The 17,085-nt window shown below is 65.8% G+C and carries 15 protein-coding genes and 2 tRNA genes; 11 read left to right on the top strand and 6 right to left on the bottom strand.

Annotation, left to right across the window (positions count from 1 at the left end; translation table 11 throughout):
* Window position 1: 1 nt before the first annotated feature.
* The 4 genes from DVB37_RS04595 to DVB37_RS04610 form a co-directional block, all read right to left on the bottom strand.
* Entirely contained in the window at window positions 2–319 is a 318-nt protein-coding gene (locus DVB37_RS04595; protein ID WP_104143678.1) for a hypothetical protein, read from the bottom strand.
* Window positions 320–420: 101 nt separating this feature from the next.
* A tRNA-Cys gene (locus tag DVB37_RS04600) sits at window positions 421–494 on the bottom strand.
* A 55-nt stretch (window positions 495–549) separates the two neighbouring features.
* A tRNA-Gly gene (locus DVB37_RS04605) sits at window positions 550–625 on the bottom strand.
* Window positions 626–771: 146 nt separating this feature from the next.
* A complete protein-coding gene (locus tag DVB37_RS04610; protein ID WP_120154033.1) occupies window positions 772–1,851 on the bottom strand; it encodes a GlxA family transcriptional regulator in 1,080 nt (359 codons plus the stop codon).
* A 285-nt stretch (window positions 1,852–2,136) separates the two neighbouring features.
* Here DVB37_RS04610 and glyA point away from each other — a divergent pair, with 285 nt between their 5' ends.
* From glyA to DVB37_RS04665, 10 genes are read left to right on the top strand one after another with little or no spacing between them, the layout of a single operon-like run.
* Entirely contained in the window at window positions 2,137–3,414 is a 1,278-nt protein-coding gene (gene glyA, locus DVB37_RS04620) for a serine hydroxymethyltransferase (RefSeq protein WP_046803461.1), read from the top strand.
* Between the two features lie 27 nt (window positions 3,415–3,441).
* On the top strand, window positions 3,442–4,428 hold the full coding sequence (locus tag DVB37_RS04625) for a dipeptidase (RefSeq protein WP_120154035.1): 987 nt from the start codon (window positions 3,442–3,444) through the stop codon (window positions 4,426–4,428).
* A gap of 12 nt (window positions 4,429–4,440) precedes the next feature.
* Window positions 4,441–4,962, top strand: a complete 522-nt coding sequence (locus DVB37_RS04630) for a 4-vinyl reductase (RefSeq protein ID WP_120154038.1) — start codon at window positions 4,441–4,443, stop codon at window positions 4,960–4,962.
* A 7-nt stretch (window positions 4,963–4,969) separates the two neighbouring features.
* On the top strand, window positions 4,970–7,033 hold the full coding sequence (locus DVB37_RS04635; protein WP_120154040.1) for an NADH:flavin oxidoreductase: 2,064 nt from the start codon (window positions 4,970–4,972) through the stop codon (window positions 7,031–7,033).
* A 2-nt stretch (window positions 7,034–7,035) separates the two neighbouring features.
* Window positions 7,036–8,934, top strand: a complete 1,899-nt coding sequence (locus DVB37_RS04640) for a (Fe-S)-binding protein (RefSeq protein ID WP_120154043.1) — start codon at window positions 7,036–7,038, stop codon at window positions 8,932–8,934.
* Window positions 8,931–10,160: an electron transfer flavoprotein subunit alpha/FixB family protein gene (locus tag DVB37_RS04645; protein ID WP_205571604.1), complete on the top strand. Its 1,230-nt coding sequence runs from the start codon at window positions 8,931–8,933 to the stop codon at window positions 10,158–10,160. Before DVB37_RS04640 ends, DVB37_RS04645 begins: the two co-directional genes overlap by 4 nt.
* Window positions 10,153–10,920, top strand: coding sequence for an electron transfer flavoprotein subunit beta/FixA family protein (locus DVB37_RS04650; protein ID WP_120154047.1), 768 nt, complete (start codon window positions 10,153–10,155; stop codon window positions 10,918–10,920). The genes DVB37_RS04645 and DVB37_RS04650 overlap by 8 nt, the downstream gene beginning before the upstream one ends.
* Before the next feature lie 8 nt (window positions 10,921–10,928).
* Complete coding sequence (locus DVB37_RS04655) at window positions 10,929–12,206, top strand: aromatic ring-hydroxylating dioxygenase subunit alpha (protein WP_120154049.1); 1,278 nt, start codon at window positions 10,929–10,931, stop codon at window positions 12,204–12,206.
* Window positions 12,207–12,215: 9 nt separating this feature from the next.
* Window positions 12,216–13,361, top strand: coding sequence for a hybrid-cluster NAD(P)-dependent oxidoreductase (locus DVB37_RS04660; protein ID WP_120154051.1), 1,146 nt, complete (start codon window positions 12,216–12,218; stop codon window positions 13,359–13,361).
* Between the two features lie 17 nt (window positions 13,362–13,378).
* Entirely contained in the window at window positions 13,379–14,401 is a 1,023-nt protein-coding gene (locus tag DVB37_RS04665; protein WP_082134371.1) for a GlxA family transcriptional regulator, read from the top strand.
* A gap of 7 nt (window positions 14,402–14,408) precedes the next feature.
* Here the strand turns inward: DVB37_RS04665 and fdhA are convergent, their stop codons facing one another.
* Both fdhA and DVB37_RS28285 read right to left on the bottom strand, forming a co-directional pair.
* Window positions 14,409–15,605: a formaldehyde dehydrogenase, glutathione-independent gene (fdhA, locus tag DVB37_RS04670; RefSeq protein ID WP_104143571.1), complete on the bottom strand. Its 1,197-nt coding sequence runs from the start codon at window positions 15,603–15,605 to the stop codon at window positions 14,409–14,411.
* Window positions 15,606–15,634: 29 nt separating this feature from the next.
* Window positions 15,635–15,772, bottom strand: a complete 138-nt coding sequence (locus DVB37_RS28285) for a hypothetical protein (protein ID WP_162941156.1) — start codon at window positions 15,770–15,772, stop codon at window positions 15,635–15,637.
* Window positions 15,773–15,836: 64 nt separating this feature from the next.
* Between DVB37_RS28285 and DVB37_RS04675 the strand changes: the two genes are divergently transcribed.
* Complete coding sequence (locus DVB37_RS04675; protein WP_046803451.1) at window positions 15,837–17,081, top strand: sarcosine oxidase subunit beta family protein; 1,245 nt, start codon at window positions 15,837–15,839, stop codon at window positions 17,079–17,081.
* Window positions 17,082–17,085: the final 4 nt, after the last annotated feature.

The raw sequence follows: 17,085 nt of genomic DNA on the forward strand, positions 1-17,085 counted from the left end.
TTCAGGGCCGGATGATGATTGAAGGCGGGGTGATGACGATGGCAGGCGCGGGCATCGGCATCACGACCTGCGGCGCGGCGTAATAGCCTTCGCGATAGTCATCGCGGCACTTGCGCTTTTCCTGATATTCGCCGTTGCGCTTCCATTTGCGCTCGACCTTGCACGCGCCATCCCAGTACTTTTCTTTGTACTCGCGCCCATGGCGATGATGATGGCGGTCGGAGTCGGCTTCGGCCGCTATCGGCGCCAACGTCAACATCGCGGCGGCGGACAGGGCAAGCACGGGGGAACGAGCGCGAAAATTCAGAATGCGGTGCATAGTGTCGACGTCAATGGAAAACGGCGTCACCTTAGCAATCATTCGATTGTCAGCGCGTAGGGATGCGTAACGAGATGCTGGGGGGAGGGGGGGAAAGATGCTGGAGGCGCAAGCCGGAATCGAACCGACGTACACGGATTTGCAATCCGCTGCATAACCACTCTGCCATTGCGCCAGCACTTGCAAGAAAAAAGGAAGCGCGGTGTTGGCCGATGCTTCCTTCTTGTATTTGGAGCGGGAGACGAGTCTCGAACTCGCGACCTCAACCTTGGCAAGGTTGCGCTCTACCAACTGAGCTACTCCCGCGGGGTACTGCTTACAGCCATTGCTTTTGCTGTATTTCCTGCTTTGCCGAAGGAAATTCCTGCTGGAACCGCCACCGGTTTTGGTGAAGTTTGAGAAGCTTTTCTCAAAGGCCGTGTCCACCAAAGACAGCGATTATACACAGAATTTCAGGCTTGTGTAGCGGGGCGCGTGGGGCGAAGAAAAAAAGCGTCGGGCCCGGTTTCCGCGCCTATCGCCGAGGCAAAACCCGGCCCATGGGCGTCATGGTCGAACGTGCGGGGATTGCGGCGTTCCGAGCTGGGCGCCGCGCCATAGACCGCGCGGTAGGTCTTGCTGAAATGGCAAGGCGATTGAAATCCGCATGCGGTGGTGATGTGCGTGATCGACATCGGCGTCTGCCGCAGCAGTGCCCGCGCATGCCGCAGGCGCAGGCTCAGATAATGTTGCTTGGGCGTCGTGCCCAGGTGCTCGCGGAACAGGCGTTGCAGTTGCCGCTGCGATGCGCCCGACAGTTGCGCCAGTTCCTCCAGCGACAGCGGCTCTTTCAGATTGACCTCCATCAGCGCGATCACCTCTGCCAGCGCGGGATGCGAGGCGGGCATGCGAATCGACGTCGGCATGCGTTGCCTGTCCTTGTGGTCGCGCACATGCCCGATGGTGAATTGGTTAGCGATCAGCGCGACGATGGCGGGTCCCACGGATTCGCCCACCAGGTTAAGCATCATGTCCAGCGGCGCGGTGCCGCCTGTACAGGTGATGCGGTCGCGATCGATAACGAACAGCTTGTGCGACAGCCTGCTATGCGGAAATTCGCTGCGCAGCGCGACCAGGTCTTCCCAGTGCATGGCGCAGGTATAGCCGTTGAGCAGACCGGCCTGCATCAGCATGTGCGCGCCGGTGCACAGGCTGCCCAACGTTACGTCGCACGCCGCCAGGCGCCGCAGCCAGTCTCGCGTGGCCGGGTCGTTGTCCACGCGGTTGCGCTTGCCGCCGCAAACGAACACGGCGTCGGGCAAAGTGGCCTCGTCCAGCACGTCGGCGTGCACCTGCAAGCCATTGCTGGCCGTGACGGGCCCGCATGACGGCGCTACCACCGACCAACGGTAATACTGCCGGCCCAACAGGTGGTTGGCCATGCGCAGCACTTCAATCGCTGTCGAGAACGACAGCATCGTGAACTGCGGCAAGGGCAGGAAACCGAAGTGGCGCAAGTGCCGGCGATCACGGTTCGGCGAACGTGCAGTCATGGCTAGGCTCCTTGGTAGGAATACACGGACTGAATGCCGGTACTGACCTTCCGGCAGTTGACCGTTGCAATCGTAGGCCAGCCGGACGCGTCTGCCCTTAGGAACAATACGAAAATTGCAGAGGATTACGACATATGCCTTTGCGCGCTGTGCGACCCCCTGTCGCAATCGGACAAGATGTGGTCCGGTTCAGATAACAGTGCACATGACCTTTAAGAAAGAATGCTTCACAGGCCCCGCTTACGCCGGATTCTTGAACGTCATTGCTCCTTCAGGCAGGTCGACATGTTCCAGTCTTCATCCCCGTTCTTCTCATCGCCGCTCGACAAGCGCGATCCCGTCGTGATGGCCATGCAGGACCGGGAACTGCGCCGCCAGCAAACCCAGATCGAGCTGATCGCGTCCGAAAACCTGGTGTCGCGCGCCGTGTTGCAAGCGCAGGGTTCGGTGCTGACCAACAAGTACGCCGAAGGCTACGTCGGCCGGCGCTATTACGGTGGCTGCGACCACGTGGACGAGGTCGAGTCGCTGGCGCTGCTGCGCGTACGCGAACTGTTTCACGCCGACTACGCCAACGTGCAGCCGCACTCCGGCGCGCAGGCCAACGGCGCGGTGATGCTGGCGCTGCTGGAACCCGGCGACACCGTGCTGGGCATGTCGCTGGATGCCGGCGGGCACCTGACTCACGGCGCACGGCCGGCAATGTCGGGCAAGTGGTTCAACGCGGTGCAGTACGGCGTGCGCCGGGAAGACAGCCTGATCGATTACGACGAGGTCCGGCGACTGGCGCTGGAGCATCGGCCCAAGCTCATCATCGCGGGGTTTTCAGCCTACCCCAGGCAGCCGGACTTTGCCCGCTTTCGCCAGATCGCCGACGAGGCCGGCGCCATGCTGATGGTCGACATGGCGCATATCGCGGGCCTGGTGGCGGCGGGCAGGCACCCCAGCCCGGTGCCGCACGCGCACGTCGTCACGTCCACCACGCACAAGACCCTGCGCGGCCCGCGCGGCGGCTTCATCCTGACCAATGACGGCGCCATCGCCAAGAAGATCAATTCCGCCGTGTTTCCCGGCTTGCAGGGCGGACCCCTGATGCACGTGGTGGCGGCCAAGGCGGTGGCCTTCGGCGAGGCGCTGCATACGGACTTCAAACGCTACATCGACCGCGTGCTGGCAAACGCCGACGTGCTGGGCGACGTGCTGCGTGAAGGCGGCATCGACCTGGTTTCCGGCGGCACCGACAACCACCTGCTGCTGCTCGACCTGCGTTCCAAGGGGCTGACCGGCGCACATGTGGAGCGCACGCTGGAACGCGCCGGCATCACGTGCAACAAGAACGGCATTCCGTTCGACACGCAAAAGCCGTCGGTCACTTCCGGCATCCGGCTGGGCACGCCGGCCGCCACCTCGCGCGGGTTTGGCGAGGACGAGTTTCGCGCCGTGGGCGAAATGATCGTGCATGTCGTGGACATGCTGGCCACCAGCCCCGACGAACACGAAGCAACCGAACGACGCATTCGAGCTGAAGTCCACGCGCTGTGCCAGCGCCATCCCATCTACTAAGCGGCACAACATCGGGGGGAAAATCCCATGGCTACGCTGCATCAGAAAAGCATGGTTATCGACGGCCTGATCATCTCGAAATGGGACCGGTCCGTTTTTGAAGACATGAAGCAAGGCGGCCTGACCGCGGCCAACTGCACGGTGTCGGTGTGGGAAGGGTTCGAGCAAACGGTCTCGAACATTGCCGCCATGAAAGCCCTGATCCGCGCCAACGAGGATCTGGTCACGTTAGTGCGCACCACGGACGATATCCGCCGCGCCAAGCGCGACGGCAAGACGGGCATCATTCTTGGCTTTCAGAACGGCCAGGCGTTCGAAGACAATCTGGGCGCCATCGAAGCTTTTGCCGACATGGGCGTGCGCGTGGTCCAGCTTTGCTACAACACGCAGAACCTGATCGGCACCGGCTGCTATGAGCGCGACGGCGGCTTGTCCGGTTACGGCCGCGAAGTCATCGCCGAGATGAACCGCGTCGGCATGATGGTTGACCTGTCGCACGTGGGCGCCCAAACCTCCGAAGAAGCGATCCTGGCATCGACCCGGCCCGTTTGCTATTCGCACTGCCTGCCGGCGGGCCTGAAAGAACACCCGCGCAATAAAAGCGACGCGCAGCTGCGGTTTATCGCGGAACGCGGCGGCTTCATCGGCGTGACGATGTTCCCGCCGTTCCTCAAGCGCGGCGTGCAAGCCACGGTGGACGACTACGTCGAAGCCATTGGCTACGTCGTGAATCTGGTGGGCGAAGACGCGGTGGGCATCGGCACCGATTTCACCCAAGGCTACGGACAGCCGTTTTTTGATTGGCTGACGCATGACAAGGGCCGGTACCGCCGGCTGACGGACTTCGGTGCCATCCGCAACCCCGAAGGCATCCAGACGATAGGCCAATTTCCCAACCTGACCGATGCGATGCAGCGCGCGGGCTGGAGCGAAATTCACATCCGAAAAATACTGGGCGAAAACTGGCTGCGCGTGTTTGGCGACGTCTGGCCTGCCGACGCGCCGGCGGCTTAAGGAGCAACCAACATGAATCCCCAGCTTCCGATCGACGTCAACGAACAGACGGGCGTGTGGAGCACGGACGGCATGCCGATGCTGTATGTGCCGCGCCATTTCTTCATCAACAACCACACGGCGGTAGAGGCGGCGTTGGGCCAGGAGGCCTATGCGCGCATTCTGTACGACGCCGGGCACCGCTCGGCCTACCACTGGTGCAATGAAGAGTCGCGCGAGCATCGCCTGAGCGGGCTGGCGGTTTATGAACACTACCTGATGCGGCTGTCGCAGCGCGGCTGGGGGCTGTTCCGGCTGACGGACGCGGACCCCACCGCGATGACGGCGCGCATCGTGCTGCGCCATTCCGCATTCGTGCTGGGCCAGCCCCAGGGCGAGGGCAAGCGCTGCCACATGTTTGCCGGATGGTTCGCGGGGGCGATGGACTGGGTGGCCGACCAGCACGGCGGCGCCACGCGTGCCCAGTGCGTGGAAAGCCAATGCGCCGCCGAAGGGCACGCGCACTGCGAGTTCACCGTTAGCCCCATCACCTGAGGCCGGCATGCGTTATCCCCACCTGTTTGCGCCACTGACGCTGAACCGCCTGGTGCTGCGCAATCGCATCGTCAGCACCGCGCACGCCGAAGTGCACGCGGACCCGGGCGGTTTGCCGGGCGACCGCTACATTGCCTACTACGAAGAAAAGGCCAAGGGCGGCCTTGGCCTGGCCATCTGCGGCGGCTCCAGCCCCGTGTCGCTGGATAGCCCGCAAGGGTGGTGGCGGTCGGTCAACCTGACCACCGACCGCGTCATCGAACCGTTGGCCAGACTTAGCGAAGCCATGCATCGCCACGGCGCCAAGGTGATGATCCAGGCAACGCACATGGGCCGGCGTTCGGCATGGCACGGGGAGCATTGGCCGCACCTGCTGTCGCCGTCCGGTGTGCGCGAGCCCGTGCATCGGGGCAACGCCAAGACGATTGAAGTCGAAGAGATCGGCCGCATCATCAGCGACTTTGCCGCCGCGGCAAAGCGGGTGCAGCAGGCCGGCATGGACGGCATCGAGATATCCGCCGCGCACCAGCATCTGATCGACCAGTTCTGGAGCCCGCGCACCAACTTTCGCACCGACGCCTATGGCGGCAGCCTGCGCAACCGTCTGCGCTTCGGGCTGGACGTGCTGCACGCCGTGCGCGAGGCGGTTGGCGCCGATTTCTGCGTGGGCCTGCGCATGTGCGGCGACGAATTCCACGACGATGGGCTCGACCACGAGGCGCTGCGCGAAATTGCCCAGGCCATGGCGGACACCGGCCTGATCGATTACCTGGGCGTCATCGGCTCCGGTGCCGACACGCACAATTCCCTGGCCAACTGCATGCCGCCGATGGCGTTGCCCCCCGAACCCTTCGCCCACCTGGCGGCCGGCATCAAATCGGTAGTGCGGATACCGGTGATGCACGCACAAAGCATCCGCGACGCGGTGCAGGCCGAGCGGTTGCTGGCAGCCGGCCATGCGGACCTGGTGGGCATGACGCGCGCGCATATTGCCGACCCGCATCTGGTCGTGAAGATCCGCGACGACCGCGAAGACGAGATCAAACAATGCGTGGGCGCCAACTACTGTATCGACAGGCAGTACGACGGGCTGGACGTGCTGTGCATCCAGAACGCGGCAACGGCTCGTGAAGAAACCATGCCGCACGTGATCGCGCGATCGCGCGGCGTGGAGCGAAAAGTGGTGGTGGTTGGCGCCGGGCCCGCGGGCATGGAAGCCGCGCGCGTGTGCGCCGAGCGCGGGCATGAAGTCGTGCTGTTTGAACGCGCCGCCGCCATTGGCGGCCAGATCCTGCTGGCCGCCAAGGCGCCGCAGCGCGAACAGATGGACGGCATCGTGCGGTGGTTCGCGCTGGAGCTCAAGCGCCTGGGTGTGGACTGCCGCCTGGGCGCGCTGGCAACCGAAGAAATGGTGTTGGCGCAGCGCCCGGATATTGTTGTGTTGGCCACCGGCGGACTCAGCCACGTTTACGAACACCAGGGCTGGGGCGTGGCGCGCGGTCTGGCCGTGAGCTCCTGGGACATACTTTCCGGCCAGGTCGAGCCCGCGAAAAACGTGTTGGTGTACGACGGCGTCAGCACCCACGCGGGGGCGGGGGTAGCCGACTTCCTGGCCAGCCGGGGTGCGCACGTCGAGATCGTTACGCCCGACACCAAGGTGGCCGAGGACGTGGGCGGCACCACGTTCCCGATCTTCTACCGCCGCCTGTATGCGCAGCAGGTCGTGATGACGCCCAACCACTGGCTTGAACGCGTCAGTGCGGAAGGCGACAAGAAGGTGGCGCTGCTGCGCAACGAATACACCGAAGATCGCGAAGAGCGCGTGGTGGATCAGGTGGTCATTGAAAACGGCATCGTGCCCAATGACGCTCTGTACGGCATGCTCAAGCGCAAGTCCGTCAACATGGGCCAGACCGACCTGCACGCCTTGTATGCGGCCGACCCGCAGCCCGCGCTGGGCCAGCCTCTGGGCGACGGCCGTTTCCTGCTGTTTCGGGTGGGCGACTGCGTGTCGATGCACAACATCCACGCCGCCATCTATGACGCATTGCGGCTGTGCAAGGACTTTTGACCATGGAACAGTTTGCCGTCGTGGTTACCGCACTGTTCTGGGTGTCGCTGCTTGGGGTCTGCGTCGGCGGATGGCGGCGGGCTGCCTTGTGGCGCGTGGGCCGGGCCGCGCCGGTGCGCTGGCTGGATTTGTTGGCGGTGCCCAAGCGCTATTTTGTCGACCTGCATCGCGTGGTGGCGCGCGACCCCTACATCGCCCGGACTCATGTGGCGACGGCGGGCGGCGCGGTCGCGGCCATGGTGCTGGTGGCCATCAACTACGGCTTGGCGCTGTACTCGCCCGCGTTGGATATGGCCATTGCCGTGGCCGCCCTGGTGATGCTGGGCGGGCTGATATTCGTCTGGCACCGCCGTCGCAAACCGCCCAAGCGCCTGTCGCGCGGCCTGTGGGACCGCCTGCCGTGGATGCTGGGCGCATTGGCACTGGGCCTGTTGCTGCTGGGCGGCGTGTCCGCGCCCTGGCTGGCGGGCGCGGCCGGCCTGGGCACCGTGGCGCTGCTGGCGCTGGGCGCCTGGGAGCTGACGGTCGGCATGGCGCGTGGTGGTCCCATGAAACATGCGCTGGCCGGCCTGCTGCACCTGGCTTTTCACCCCCGGCCCGAACGCTTCGGCCGCGCGTTGCCCGGCCAGAAAGCGGCCCTGCGCCCGTTGGCGCTGGGCGGCGACCCGACGGCCGAGCCCCTGGGTGTAGGCAAACCGGCCGCCTTCGCCTGGAACCAACTGCTAAGTTTCGATGCGTGCGTGCAGTGCGGCAAGTGCGAAGCCGCGTGTCCCGCCTTTGCCGCCGGGCAACCGCTGAACCCCAAGAAGTTGATACAGGACATGGTCGTCGGCATGGCGGGCGGGTCGGACGCCGCCTATACCGGCAGCCCCATGCCGGGTGTGCCCGTCGGCGCACGCGAAGGCGCGGCGGACAAACCGCTAGTGCCCGGCCTGGTGGCGGCCGAGACGCTGTGGGCCTGCACCACGTGCAGGGCCTGCGTACACGAATGCCCCATGCTGATCGAACACGTGGACGCCGTGATCGATATGCGTCGCCAGCAGACGTTGCAGCACGGCGCCGCGCCCGGGACGGCGCCCACCGTCCTGGCCAACCTGCGCGAGACCGGCACGGCAGGCGGCTATGACCTGGGCGCGCGCCACCACTGGGCGGTGGACCTTAACGTGCCGTGGATACAGCCGGACCAGGCCGTGGACGTGTTGCTGATCGTCGGCGAGGGCGCCTTCGGACTGCGATACCAACGCAGTCTGCGCGCGCTGGTCAAGGCGATGCACGCGGGCGGCGTGGATTTCGCGGTGCTGGGCGACCGCGAGACCGACACCGGCGATATTGCCCGTCGGCTGGGCGACGAAGCCACGTTCCAGGTGCTGGCCACGCGCCTGATCCAGACGCTGGCGGGCCTGAGCTTTACGCGCATCGTCACGGCCGACCCGCACATCCTGCACAGCCTGCGCAATGAATATCCCGCGCTGGGCGGCCTGTACCAGGTGCAGCATCACACCAGCCTGCTTGCCGAACTGGCGGACGCCGGGCGGCTGCGATTCAAGCCGGCTGACGACGCGCGCATCCTGACGTATCACGATCCCTGCTACCTGGGCCGCTACAACGGTGAAACCGAGGCGCCGCGCAAGTTGTTGCGCCGACTGGGCCTGCGTATCAACGAAATGGAACGCCATGGCTTGAACGCGCGCTGCTGCGGCGCGGGCGGGGGAGCGGCGTTGACGGATATTCCCGGCGAGCGCCGCATTCCCGACATCCGCATCCAGGACGCGCGCGATACCGGCGCAAGCCTGGTGGCGGTGGCCTGTCCCAATTGCACGGCCATGCTGGAGGGCGTGGTCGGCCCCCGCCCCGACGTGCGAGACATCGCCGAACTTGTCGCCGACGCCTTGGAGGCATGATGAACCCGATCCGCAGAATCGACCCGCGCAGGCAGTACACCGTGGCGCCTTCGGGTATTCGCCGCCTGGTGCTTGGCGCCGACCCCTCGGGCGATGCCATTGGCCGGCAAGCGCGCACCGTGCACAAGCCGGTACGCGCCACCGAAGCGTTGCGCTGCGTGCTGGCGGTGGCGCACAGCGATCGCGGGCAGCTGGATGCCCACGCTTGCCAAGCGGTGGCGGCAGCCGCTCTGCTGGCCGCGCACGACACCTGGGTGCACCTGCTGGTGTTTGGAGAATTCCAGGGTGATGCCGCCGACTTGGGCGCAGACAGGCTGACCGTCATCGCCACGCCGCCGGCCTATGCGCCCGACGCCGAACTGGCCGTGGTGCTGGCGCTGATGGAGCGCGACCGCCCGCTGCACGTCTTCCTGCCCGACAACGGGCTGCCCGACGGCGACCTGGGCCGACGCCTGGCCGCCGCCACGCGCGAGACGGTCGCCACGCACGTCGTGGAACTGAGCCGCGACGGAGTGGCCAGCCCGTATCGCCAGGTGGCCGTGGGACGTGGCGCCTTCGGCCGCGCGGCATCGACGCCGGCCGCCTCGGCTCACGCCGGCCTGTCGCGGTCGCCGAGCGTGCCGAACCCGCCGACCCTGCCCACGCCCCAACACACGGGTCCAAGACGCACGCGGCGCGCCTTGCCCCGCATCGTGTTGCTGGCCCCGGATGCCGTCGATGATCGCTTGCCCTTCGTGGGCCACGGAGAAGCCGCTCGCGTCATGCCGCTACCGATGACATCGGCCTACCGTGACCATGGCACGCGCACGCTGCCCGCCACGGAAGTGGACTTGGAAGAGGCCGACCTGATCGTGTCCGCGGGTAACGGCATGCGCGACCTGGAAGGCTTTCATGCGCTGGCCGATGAGCTTGGCGCGGCCATCGGCGCCAGCCGCGTGGCCGTGGATGACGGGCGATTCGCGCGGGGCCAGCAGATCGGCGCAACGGGAAAAACCGTCAGCGCCAGCGCCTATCTGGCGTTCGGCATATCGGGCGCGGTGCAGCATCTGCAAGGCATCAAAAACTGCCGCCATGTGATTGCGATCAACCTGGACGCCGCCGCGCCGCTGGTCCGGCGCGCCGACCTCAGCATCATCGACGATACCCAACGCGTGGCGCGGGCGCTGCTTGCCCGGGTCAAGCAGGCGCGAGGCGCGCATCGACATCGCGAGGCTCCCGATGGCTGACCTGCGCATTGCGGTACTGGTGTCGATTGGCGCGCACCCGGTCAGCGGGGCGGCCCGCTTCAGCCGCAATGACGCGTTGGCCCTGGCCTTGGCGCGGACGATGGCAAGCGGCGACGCCAACGTTGATGTTGTCCATGCCGGCAACCCGGCCGATCCGGCGCTGCGCGACTACCTGGCGCTGGGCGCGCCGACGGTCCATGCCATCGACGTGCCGCCGGGGCGCGACGTTGCGGAGGCATTGGCCGAGTACGTGCGCGGGTACGACCTCGTGCTGTGCGGCACGCGCGCGGAAAGCGGCGACGGCAGCGGCCTGCTGCCCTATCTGGTGGCGCAGAAACGGCACCTGCCTTTGTTGCCCGCCGTGCTGTCGGCCCGCATCGACGCGGGCAGCGTCGTCACGCAGCAATGCCTGCCCAAAGGGCGGCGGCGGGAAGTGGCCGCATCCCTGCCCGCGGTGGTGGCCGTGCATCCGCTGGCGGCGTTCGACGTGCGGCACGTCTATGCGCAAGAGCGCGCCGGGCAGGTGACGACGCACGTGCCCAAGGTTCCGGCCGCGGCGCTGGCCGCCACGCGCATCGAGGCCGCCACGGGCAGCCCGCGCAAGTTGGCGGCGCGTGAATCGCGGTCGGGGCGCGCGCGCCTGCTGGCGGCCATCACGATGGAAAGCCGTGGCGGCACAGTCATCACCGAAGGAACCCCCGACGAAAAGGCGCAGGCGGTCATCGACTACCTGCGCACCCACAGCCTGATCGACTACTGAGGTGGAACATGACCATCATCCAGCAGGTTTGCGCGGTGCGACCCCCTATCGATGCATCGCTACGCAAGCTGATCGCCGCGCGCCGGCCGGGCTATAGCCTGGACGCCGACTTCTATCTGAGTCCGGCCGTGTACGACATGGACATGGAAGCCATCTTCGGCCGGCACTGGCTGTTCGTGGCGGTTGAGCCCGATATCCCAGAGCCCGGCGATTACCTCACCGTCGACATCGGCCGGCAGTCCGTGGTGCTGGTGCGCGACGACGACGGGCAGGTGCGCGGCTATCACAACGTCTGCCGGCATCGCGGCGCGCGCCTGTGCGTGACGCCGCAGGGTTCGGTCGGCAATCTGGTCTGTTCCTACCACCAGTGGACCTACACCTTGAACGGCAAGCTGGCCTACGCGGAACACATGGGCGAAGACTTCGACAAAAGCCTCTACAGCCTGAAGCCTGTCCGCGTGGAAACCTTGAGCGGCCTGATCTTCGTCTGCCTGAGCCCGGACGCGCCCGACGACTTCGCGATGATGCGCGCGCAGGTGGAACCTTATCTGCGGCCCCATCAATTGCGCGAAACCAAGGTCGCCGCGCAGATCGATATCGTCGAAGACTGCAACTGGAAGCTCACGATGGAGAACAACCGCGAGTGCTACCACTGCGCCGTCAACCATCCCGAACTGACCGTCTCGCTGTTTGAGTTTGGCTACGGCTACCAGCCCTCGCTGTCCAACGCCGCGCAAATGGATCAGTTCGAGCAAATGTCGGCCGCGCGTTGCCGCGAATGGGAAGCCGCCGGCCTGCCCAGCGCCGAGCGCGAAGCGCTGGACAGCTGCGTGACGGGCTATCGGGTGCGGCGCCTGCCGCTGGATCTGGCCGGCGAGTCGCAGACGCTGGACGGCAACGCGGCCTCGAACAAGCTGTTGGGAACCCTGACGCGCCGCGACCTGGGCGGCTTGTCGCTGTGGACGCAGCCCAACGCGTGGTTCCACTTCATGAGCGACCACATCGTCGCGTTCTCGGCGCTGCCGCTGGGGCCGGAAAAGACCCTGGTGCGCACGCGCTGGCTGGTGCACAAGGACGCGGTGGAAAACGTGGATTACGACGTCCAGAACCTGACGGCCGTGTGGCGGGCCACCAATGCACAGGACCGTGCGCTGGTCGAGATCTCGCAGCAAGGTGTGCGCAGCCCCGCGTACCAGCCCGGACCGTATTCGCCGTTTACCGAAAGCCTGGTCGACAAGTTCTGCAACTGGTATGTCGGCCGCCTGGCGGCCCATTATCTGGATTAAGAGACCGCCATGCCGCACGCGCTTTTACGTATTCATCAGCCGGAATTCTGGCAGCGGCTGCCTTCCCCGTGGGACTGCGACATCGAAGAAACCCTGCTGTGCTGCCAAGTTCGGCAAGAGACCGCCGACGTCAAGAGCTTCTATTTCCGCTCGCGCGCGGGCCATGCGTTTCAGTTTTCGCCGGGGCAGTTTTTGACGTTTGAGCTGGATATCGACGGCGAACGCCTGAACCGTTGCTACACGATATCGTCGCCGCCGACGCGGCCGCATACCCTGTCCATCACCGTCAAGCGCGTGCCGGGCGGCAAGGCGTCGAACTGGCTGCATGACTGCCTGGAGGTGGGCGACCCGTTGCGCGTGCTGGGTCCGGCGGGCGTGTTTTCGTCCGCCTTGCATCCGGCCGAGCGATATCTGTTCCTGTCGGCCGGGTCGGGCATTACGCCGTTGATGTCCATGGCGCGCGCCCATCGCGACCTTTGCGACGACCGCGACACGGTATTCGTGCATAGCGCCCGCACGCCCGACGACATCATCTTCGGCCGCGAAATTGCGCTGTTTGCCGCCAGCCAGCGCCACTTTCGCGCGCACTTCATCTGCGAAAGCCTGGGCGAGCACACCGGATGGCACGGCTTGACCGGCCGCTTGAGCCTGCCCATGCTGGAATTGATTGCGCCTGATTTCCGCCAGCGCGAGATCTTCGTCTGCGGCCCCGCGCCGTATATGCAGGCGGTAAGCCAGATGCTGCGCACGGTGGGTTTCGACATGGCGCGTCATCACGAAGAGAGCTTCTCGTTTGAAACGCTGTCTGATGCGGCGACGGCGCGCAATGAGGCATCGCCGCCGAACCCGCCCAGGGCCGCCGATGCCGCCACAGATACCGCCACGGACACCACCACCTATAGCATCCGCTTCCAGCAAAGCGACCGCACCATTGCCTGCGCGGCCGACCAGCCGTTGCTGGAGGCCGCGCGCGCTGCCGGATTGCGGATGGCGGCTTCCTGCACCCAGGGCTTGTGCGGCACGTGCAAGGTGCGGCTGCTGGAAGGCAACGTCAACATGCAGCACCAGGGCGGTATCCGGCAACGCGAAATCGATCAGGGCATGGTGTTGCTATGCTGCAGCCGGCCGTTAAGCAATTTGCTCATCGACAAATGAAGAGGGGGCCAATACCCATGCCTATGCACGCAGCGTCCGCGCGCATTGCCGACCCGTCCTGGCCGGTGCTCGAGGCGCCCGCCGTCGAGCCCGGCCAGGTGCATTTCGGCTTTTTGCTGTTGCCCAATTTTTCGATGATCGCGTTTTCTGGCGCGGTGGAAGTCCTGCGCATGGCCAACTACGTCAGCCGCCGCGAACTCTACCGCTGGTCGGTCATGACGCTGGATGGCGCGGCGGTGCAAGCCAGCAACCGGCTGCCAATCCGGCCCTTGCCCTCACGGGGGCTGGTGGACGACTGGGATGCGCTGATCGTCTGCGGCGGCCTCCAGGTGCAGGACCAGGTGACTGAACCCGTCATCAAAGTGCTTCACAGCGCCGCCCGCCAAGGCGTGGCGCTGGGCGGCATCTGCACCGGCAGCTACGCGCTGGTCAAGGCCGGCCTCATGACCGGGTATCGCTGCGCCATGCACTGGGAAAACCTGTATGCCGTGCGCGAGGAGTTTCCTGCTGTCGAGCTGACCGAAGAACTCTTCGTCATCGACCGCGACCGCATGACCAGTTCCGGCGGCACCGCGCCGATCGACCTGATGCTGGGCATCACCGCCGAACGCTTCGGACCCGAGCTGGCGCAGGGCGTGTCCGAACAGTTCATGCTGGAACGGATCCGCCTGCCGTCGGAACGGCAGCACATTCCGATGGTGGCCCGCGTGGGATTCAACCGCCAGGAACTGCTGAACGTCGCGCAGCTGATGGAGGAGCATATCGAAGACCCGCTGTCGTTCAGGCAGATCGCCGTCCAGATCGGGCTGTCGCAACGCCAGCTGCAACGCATGTTCAAGTACTACCTGGGCATGTCGCCCATGCGCTATTACCTGTGGTTGCGCTTGCTGCGCGCGCGCGAACTGCTGCTTCAGACCCACATGACCATCATGGGCGTGACCGTGGCCTGCGGGTTTCAGTCGCCTTGCCATTTCAGCAAGGCGTACCGCGCCCGCTTTGGGCGTTCGCCCAGCAGCGAGCGCAGGCAGGCGCTGGATTAGCCCGGGCTCAGGCGGACAGCATCGCGTGCGGGTCGATCACGAATTTCTTCGGGGCGCCCGCGTCAAACGCCGCATAGCCGTCCGGCGCGGCGTCCAGCGTGATGACCTGCACGCCCACGACTTCCGCGATGTTGATGCGGTCCCACAAGATGGCCTGCATCAGCGCGCGGTTGTATTTCAGCACCGGTGTTTGGCCCGTGTGAAAGCTGTGCGCCTTGGCCCAGCCCAGGCCAAAGCGCACTGACAGGCTGCCGCGGCGCGCGGCGGGATCGTTCGCGCCGGGATCGTCGGTAACGTACAGCCCGGGAATGCCAATGCGGCCCGCCACCCGGGTCACGTCCATCAGCGCGTTCAACACGGCGGCCGGCGCTTCCGCCTGCGACCCGGTCGAGCCATGCCCGCGCGCTTCAAAGCCGACGGCGTCGATGGCGCAATCCACTTCCGGGGTGCCCAGCAGCGTGGCAATCTGCACGCCCAGCGGCGCGTCCAACGACAGGTCCGCCGTTTCGAAGCCGACCTTGCGTGCGTGTTGCAGCCGCTGGCGATTCATGTCGCCCACGATGACCACCGCCGCGCCCAGTAGCCGCGCGGACGCGGCGGCGGCCATGCCGACCGGGCCGGCGCCGGCCACGTATACCGTGCTGCCCGGGCCTACGCCCGCGCTGACGGCACCGTGGAAACCGGTGGGCAGGATGTCCGACAGGCAGGTCAGGTCGCGGATCTTGGCCATGGCCTGATCGCGGTCCGGAAAGCGCAGCAGGTTGAAATCGGCATACGGCACCATGACGAATTCGGCCTGTCCGCCGATCCAGTCGCCCATGTCCACATACCCATAGGCGCCGCCCGCGCGCGCCGGGTTGACGGTCAGGCAAACGCCGGTGTCCTGTTCTTTGCACGTGCGGCAGCGTCCGCACGCCACGTTGAAGGGAACCGACACCAGGTCGCCCACCGCCAGCGTTTCCACGTCGCGGCCCACTTCAATGACTTCTCCGGTGATCTCGTGGCCCAGCACCAGGCCCGTTTGCGCGGTCGTGCGGCCGCGCACCATGTGCTGGTCCGAGCCGCAGATGTTGGTGGAGACCACCTTCAGGATGACGCCGTGTTCGATTTTGCGTCCCCGCGGGTCCTCCAGTTTGGGAAAGCTGATCGACTGCACTTCGACCCGCCCGTCGCCCACGTACACCACGCCTCTGTTCGCTGCCATGACTGCGTCTCCCTGCCGGCCGGGCCGGATCAATGCGGGCCGGTGCCCGCTACCGCCAGATTTTGGCAAGCCGCAATGCCGTCAACCTTGACGCGTGCGACATGAAACAGCCGGTATGCGCCAGCGGGCGCCTGGGCGGCGGGCTTGTCGGGATCAGGCAAGTTCATGGCCGACGCGGCACGTCATGGCCGGCGCCTTCAGAGAAGAATGGATCACCGTCTAGGAGCCACGATGAGCCGCTATTCCCTGTTCAGCCTGATCCGCAATGGCTTTTCAAACCACGAACGCTGGCCGCGCGCCTGGCGCAGCCCGGACCCCCGGCCCGCCTACGACATCGTGGTGGTCGGCGGCGGGGGCCATGGGCTGGCCACGGCGTACTACCTGGCCAAGGAGCACGGGCTAAAGAACATCGCCGTGCTTGAAAAGGGCTGGGTGGGCGGCGGCAATACCGCGCGCAACACCACGATCGTGCGATCCAACTACCTGTGGGATGAATCGTCCCAGCTGTATGAAAAATCGATGCAGCTGTGGGAAGGGCTGTCGCAGGAGCTCAACTACAACGTCATGTTCAGCCAGCGCGGCGTGATGAACCTGGCGCACACGCTGCAAGACGTGCGCGATACGCAGCGGCGTATCACTGCCAACCGCTACAACGGCATCGACGGAGAATGGCTGACGCCCGCGCAGGTCAAGGAAATTGTTCCCGCCATCAACCTGGACTGCCGTTACCCCGTGCTGGGCGCGTCGTTCCAGCGGCGCGGCGGCGTGGCGCGGCACGACGCGGTGGCGTGGGGGTACGCGCGCGCGGCGGACCGGCTGGGCGTGGACATCATTGAAAACTGCGCGGTCACGGGGATACGTCGCGAAGACGGTCAGGTGCGCGGCGTGGAAACGGCACGCGGCTTCATCCAGGCGGGCAAGGTTGCCGTCGTGGCCGCGGGCCATTCCAGCGTGATCGCCGACATGGCGGGCCTGCGGCTGCCCTTGGAAAGCCATCCGCTGCAAGCGCTGGTGTCCGAGCCGCTCAAGCCCGTGCTGGACACCGTCGTGATGTCCAACGCGGTGCACGCGTATATCAGCCAGTCGGACAAGGGCGATCTCGTGATCGGCGCGGGCATCGACCAGTACGTGGGCTATGGGCAGCGCGGCAGCTTCCACCTGATCGAAAGCACCTTGCAGGCGATTGTCGAGATGTTCCCGGCATTCAGCCGCGTGCGCATGAACCGCCAGTGGGGCGGCATCGTGGACGTGTCGCCCGACGCCTGCCCCATCATTTCAACGACGCCCATCAAGGGGCTGTACTTCAACTGCGGCTGGGGCACGGGCGGCTTCAAGGCCACTCCGGGGTCGGGATGGGTCTTTGCCTACACGGTGGCCAACAACGCGCCGCACCGGCTGAACGCCCCGTTTTCGCTGGACCGCTTCCATACCGGCCACTTGATCGACGAACACGGCGCGGCCGCCGTCGCGCACTGATTGC

Origin of the sequence: Achromobacter sp. B7 (assembly GCF_003600685.1) — a bacterium.
Lineage (GTDB): Bacteria > Pseudomonadota > Gammaproteobacteria > Burkholderiales > Burkholderiaceae_B > Achromobacter > Achromobacter spanius_B.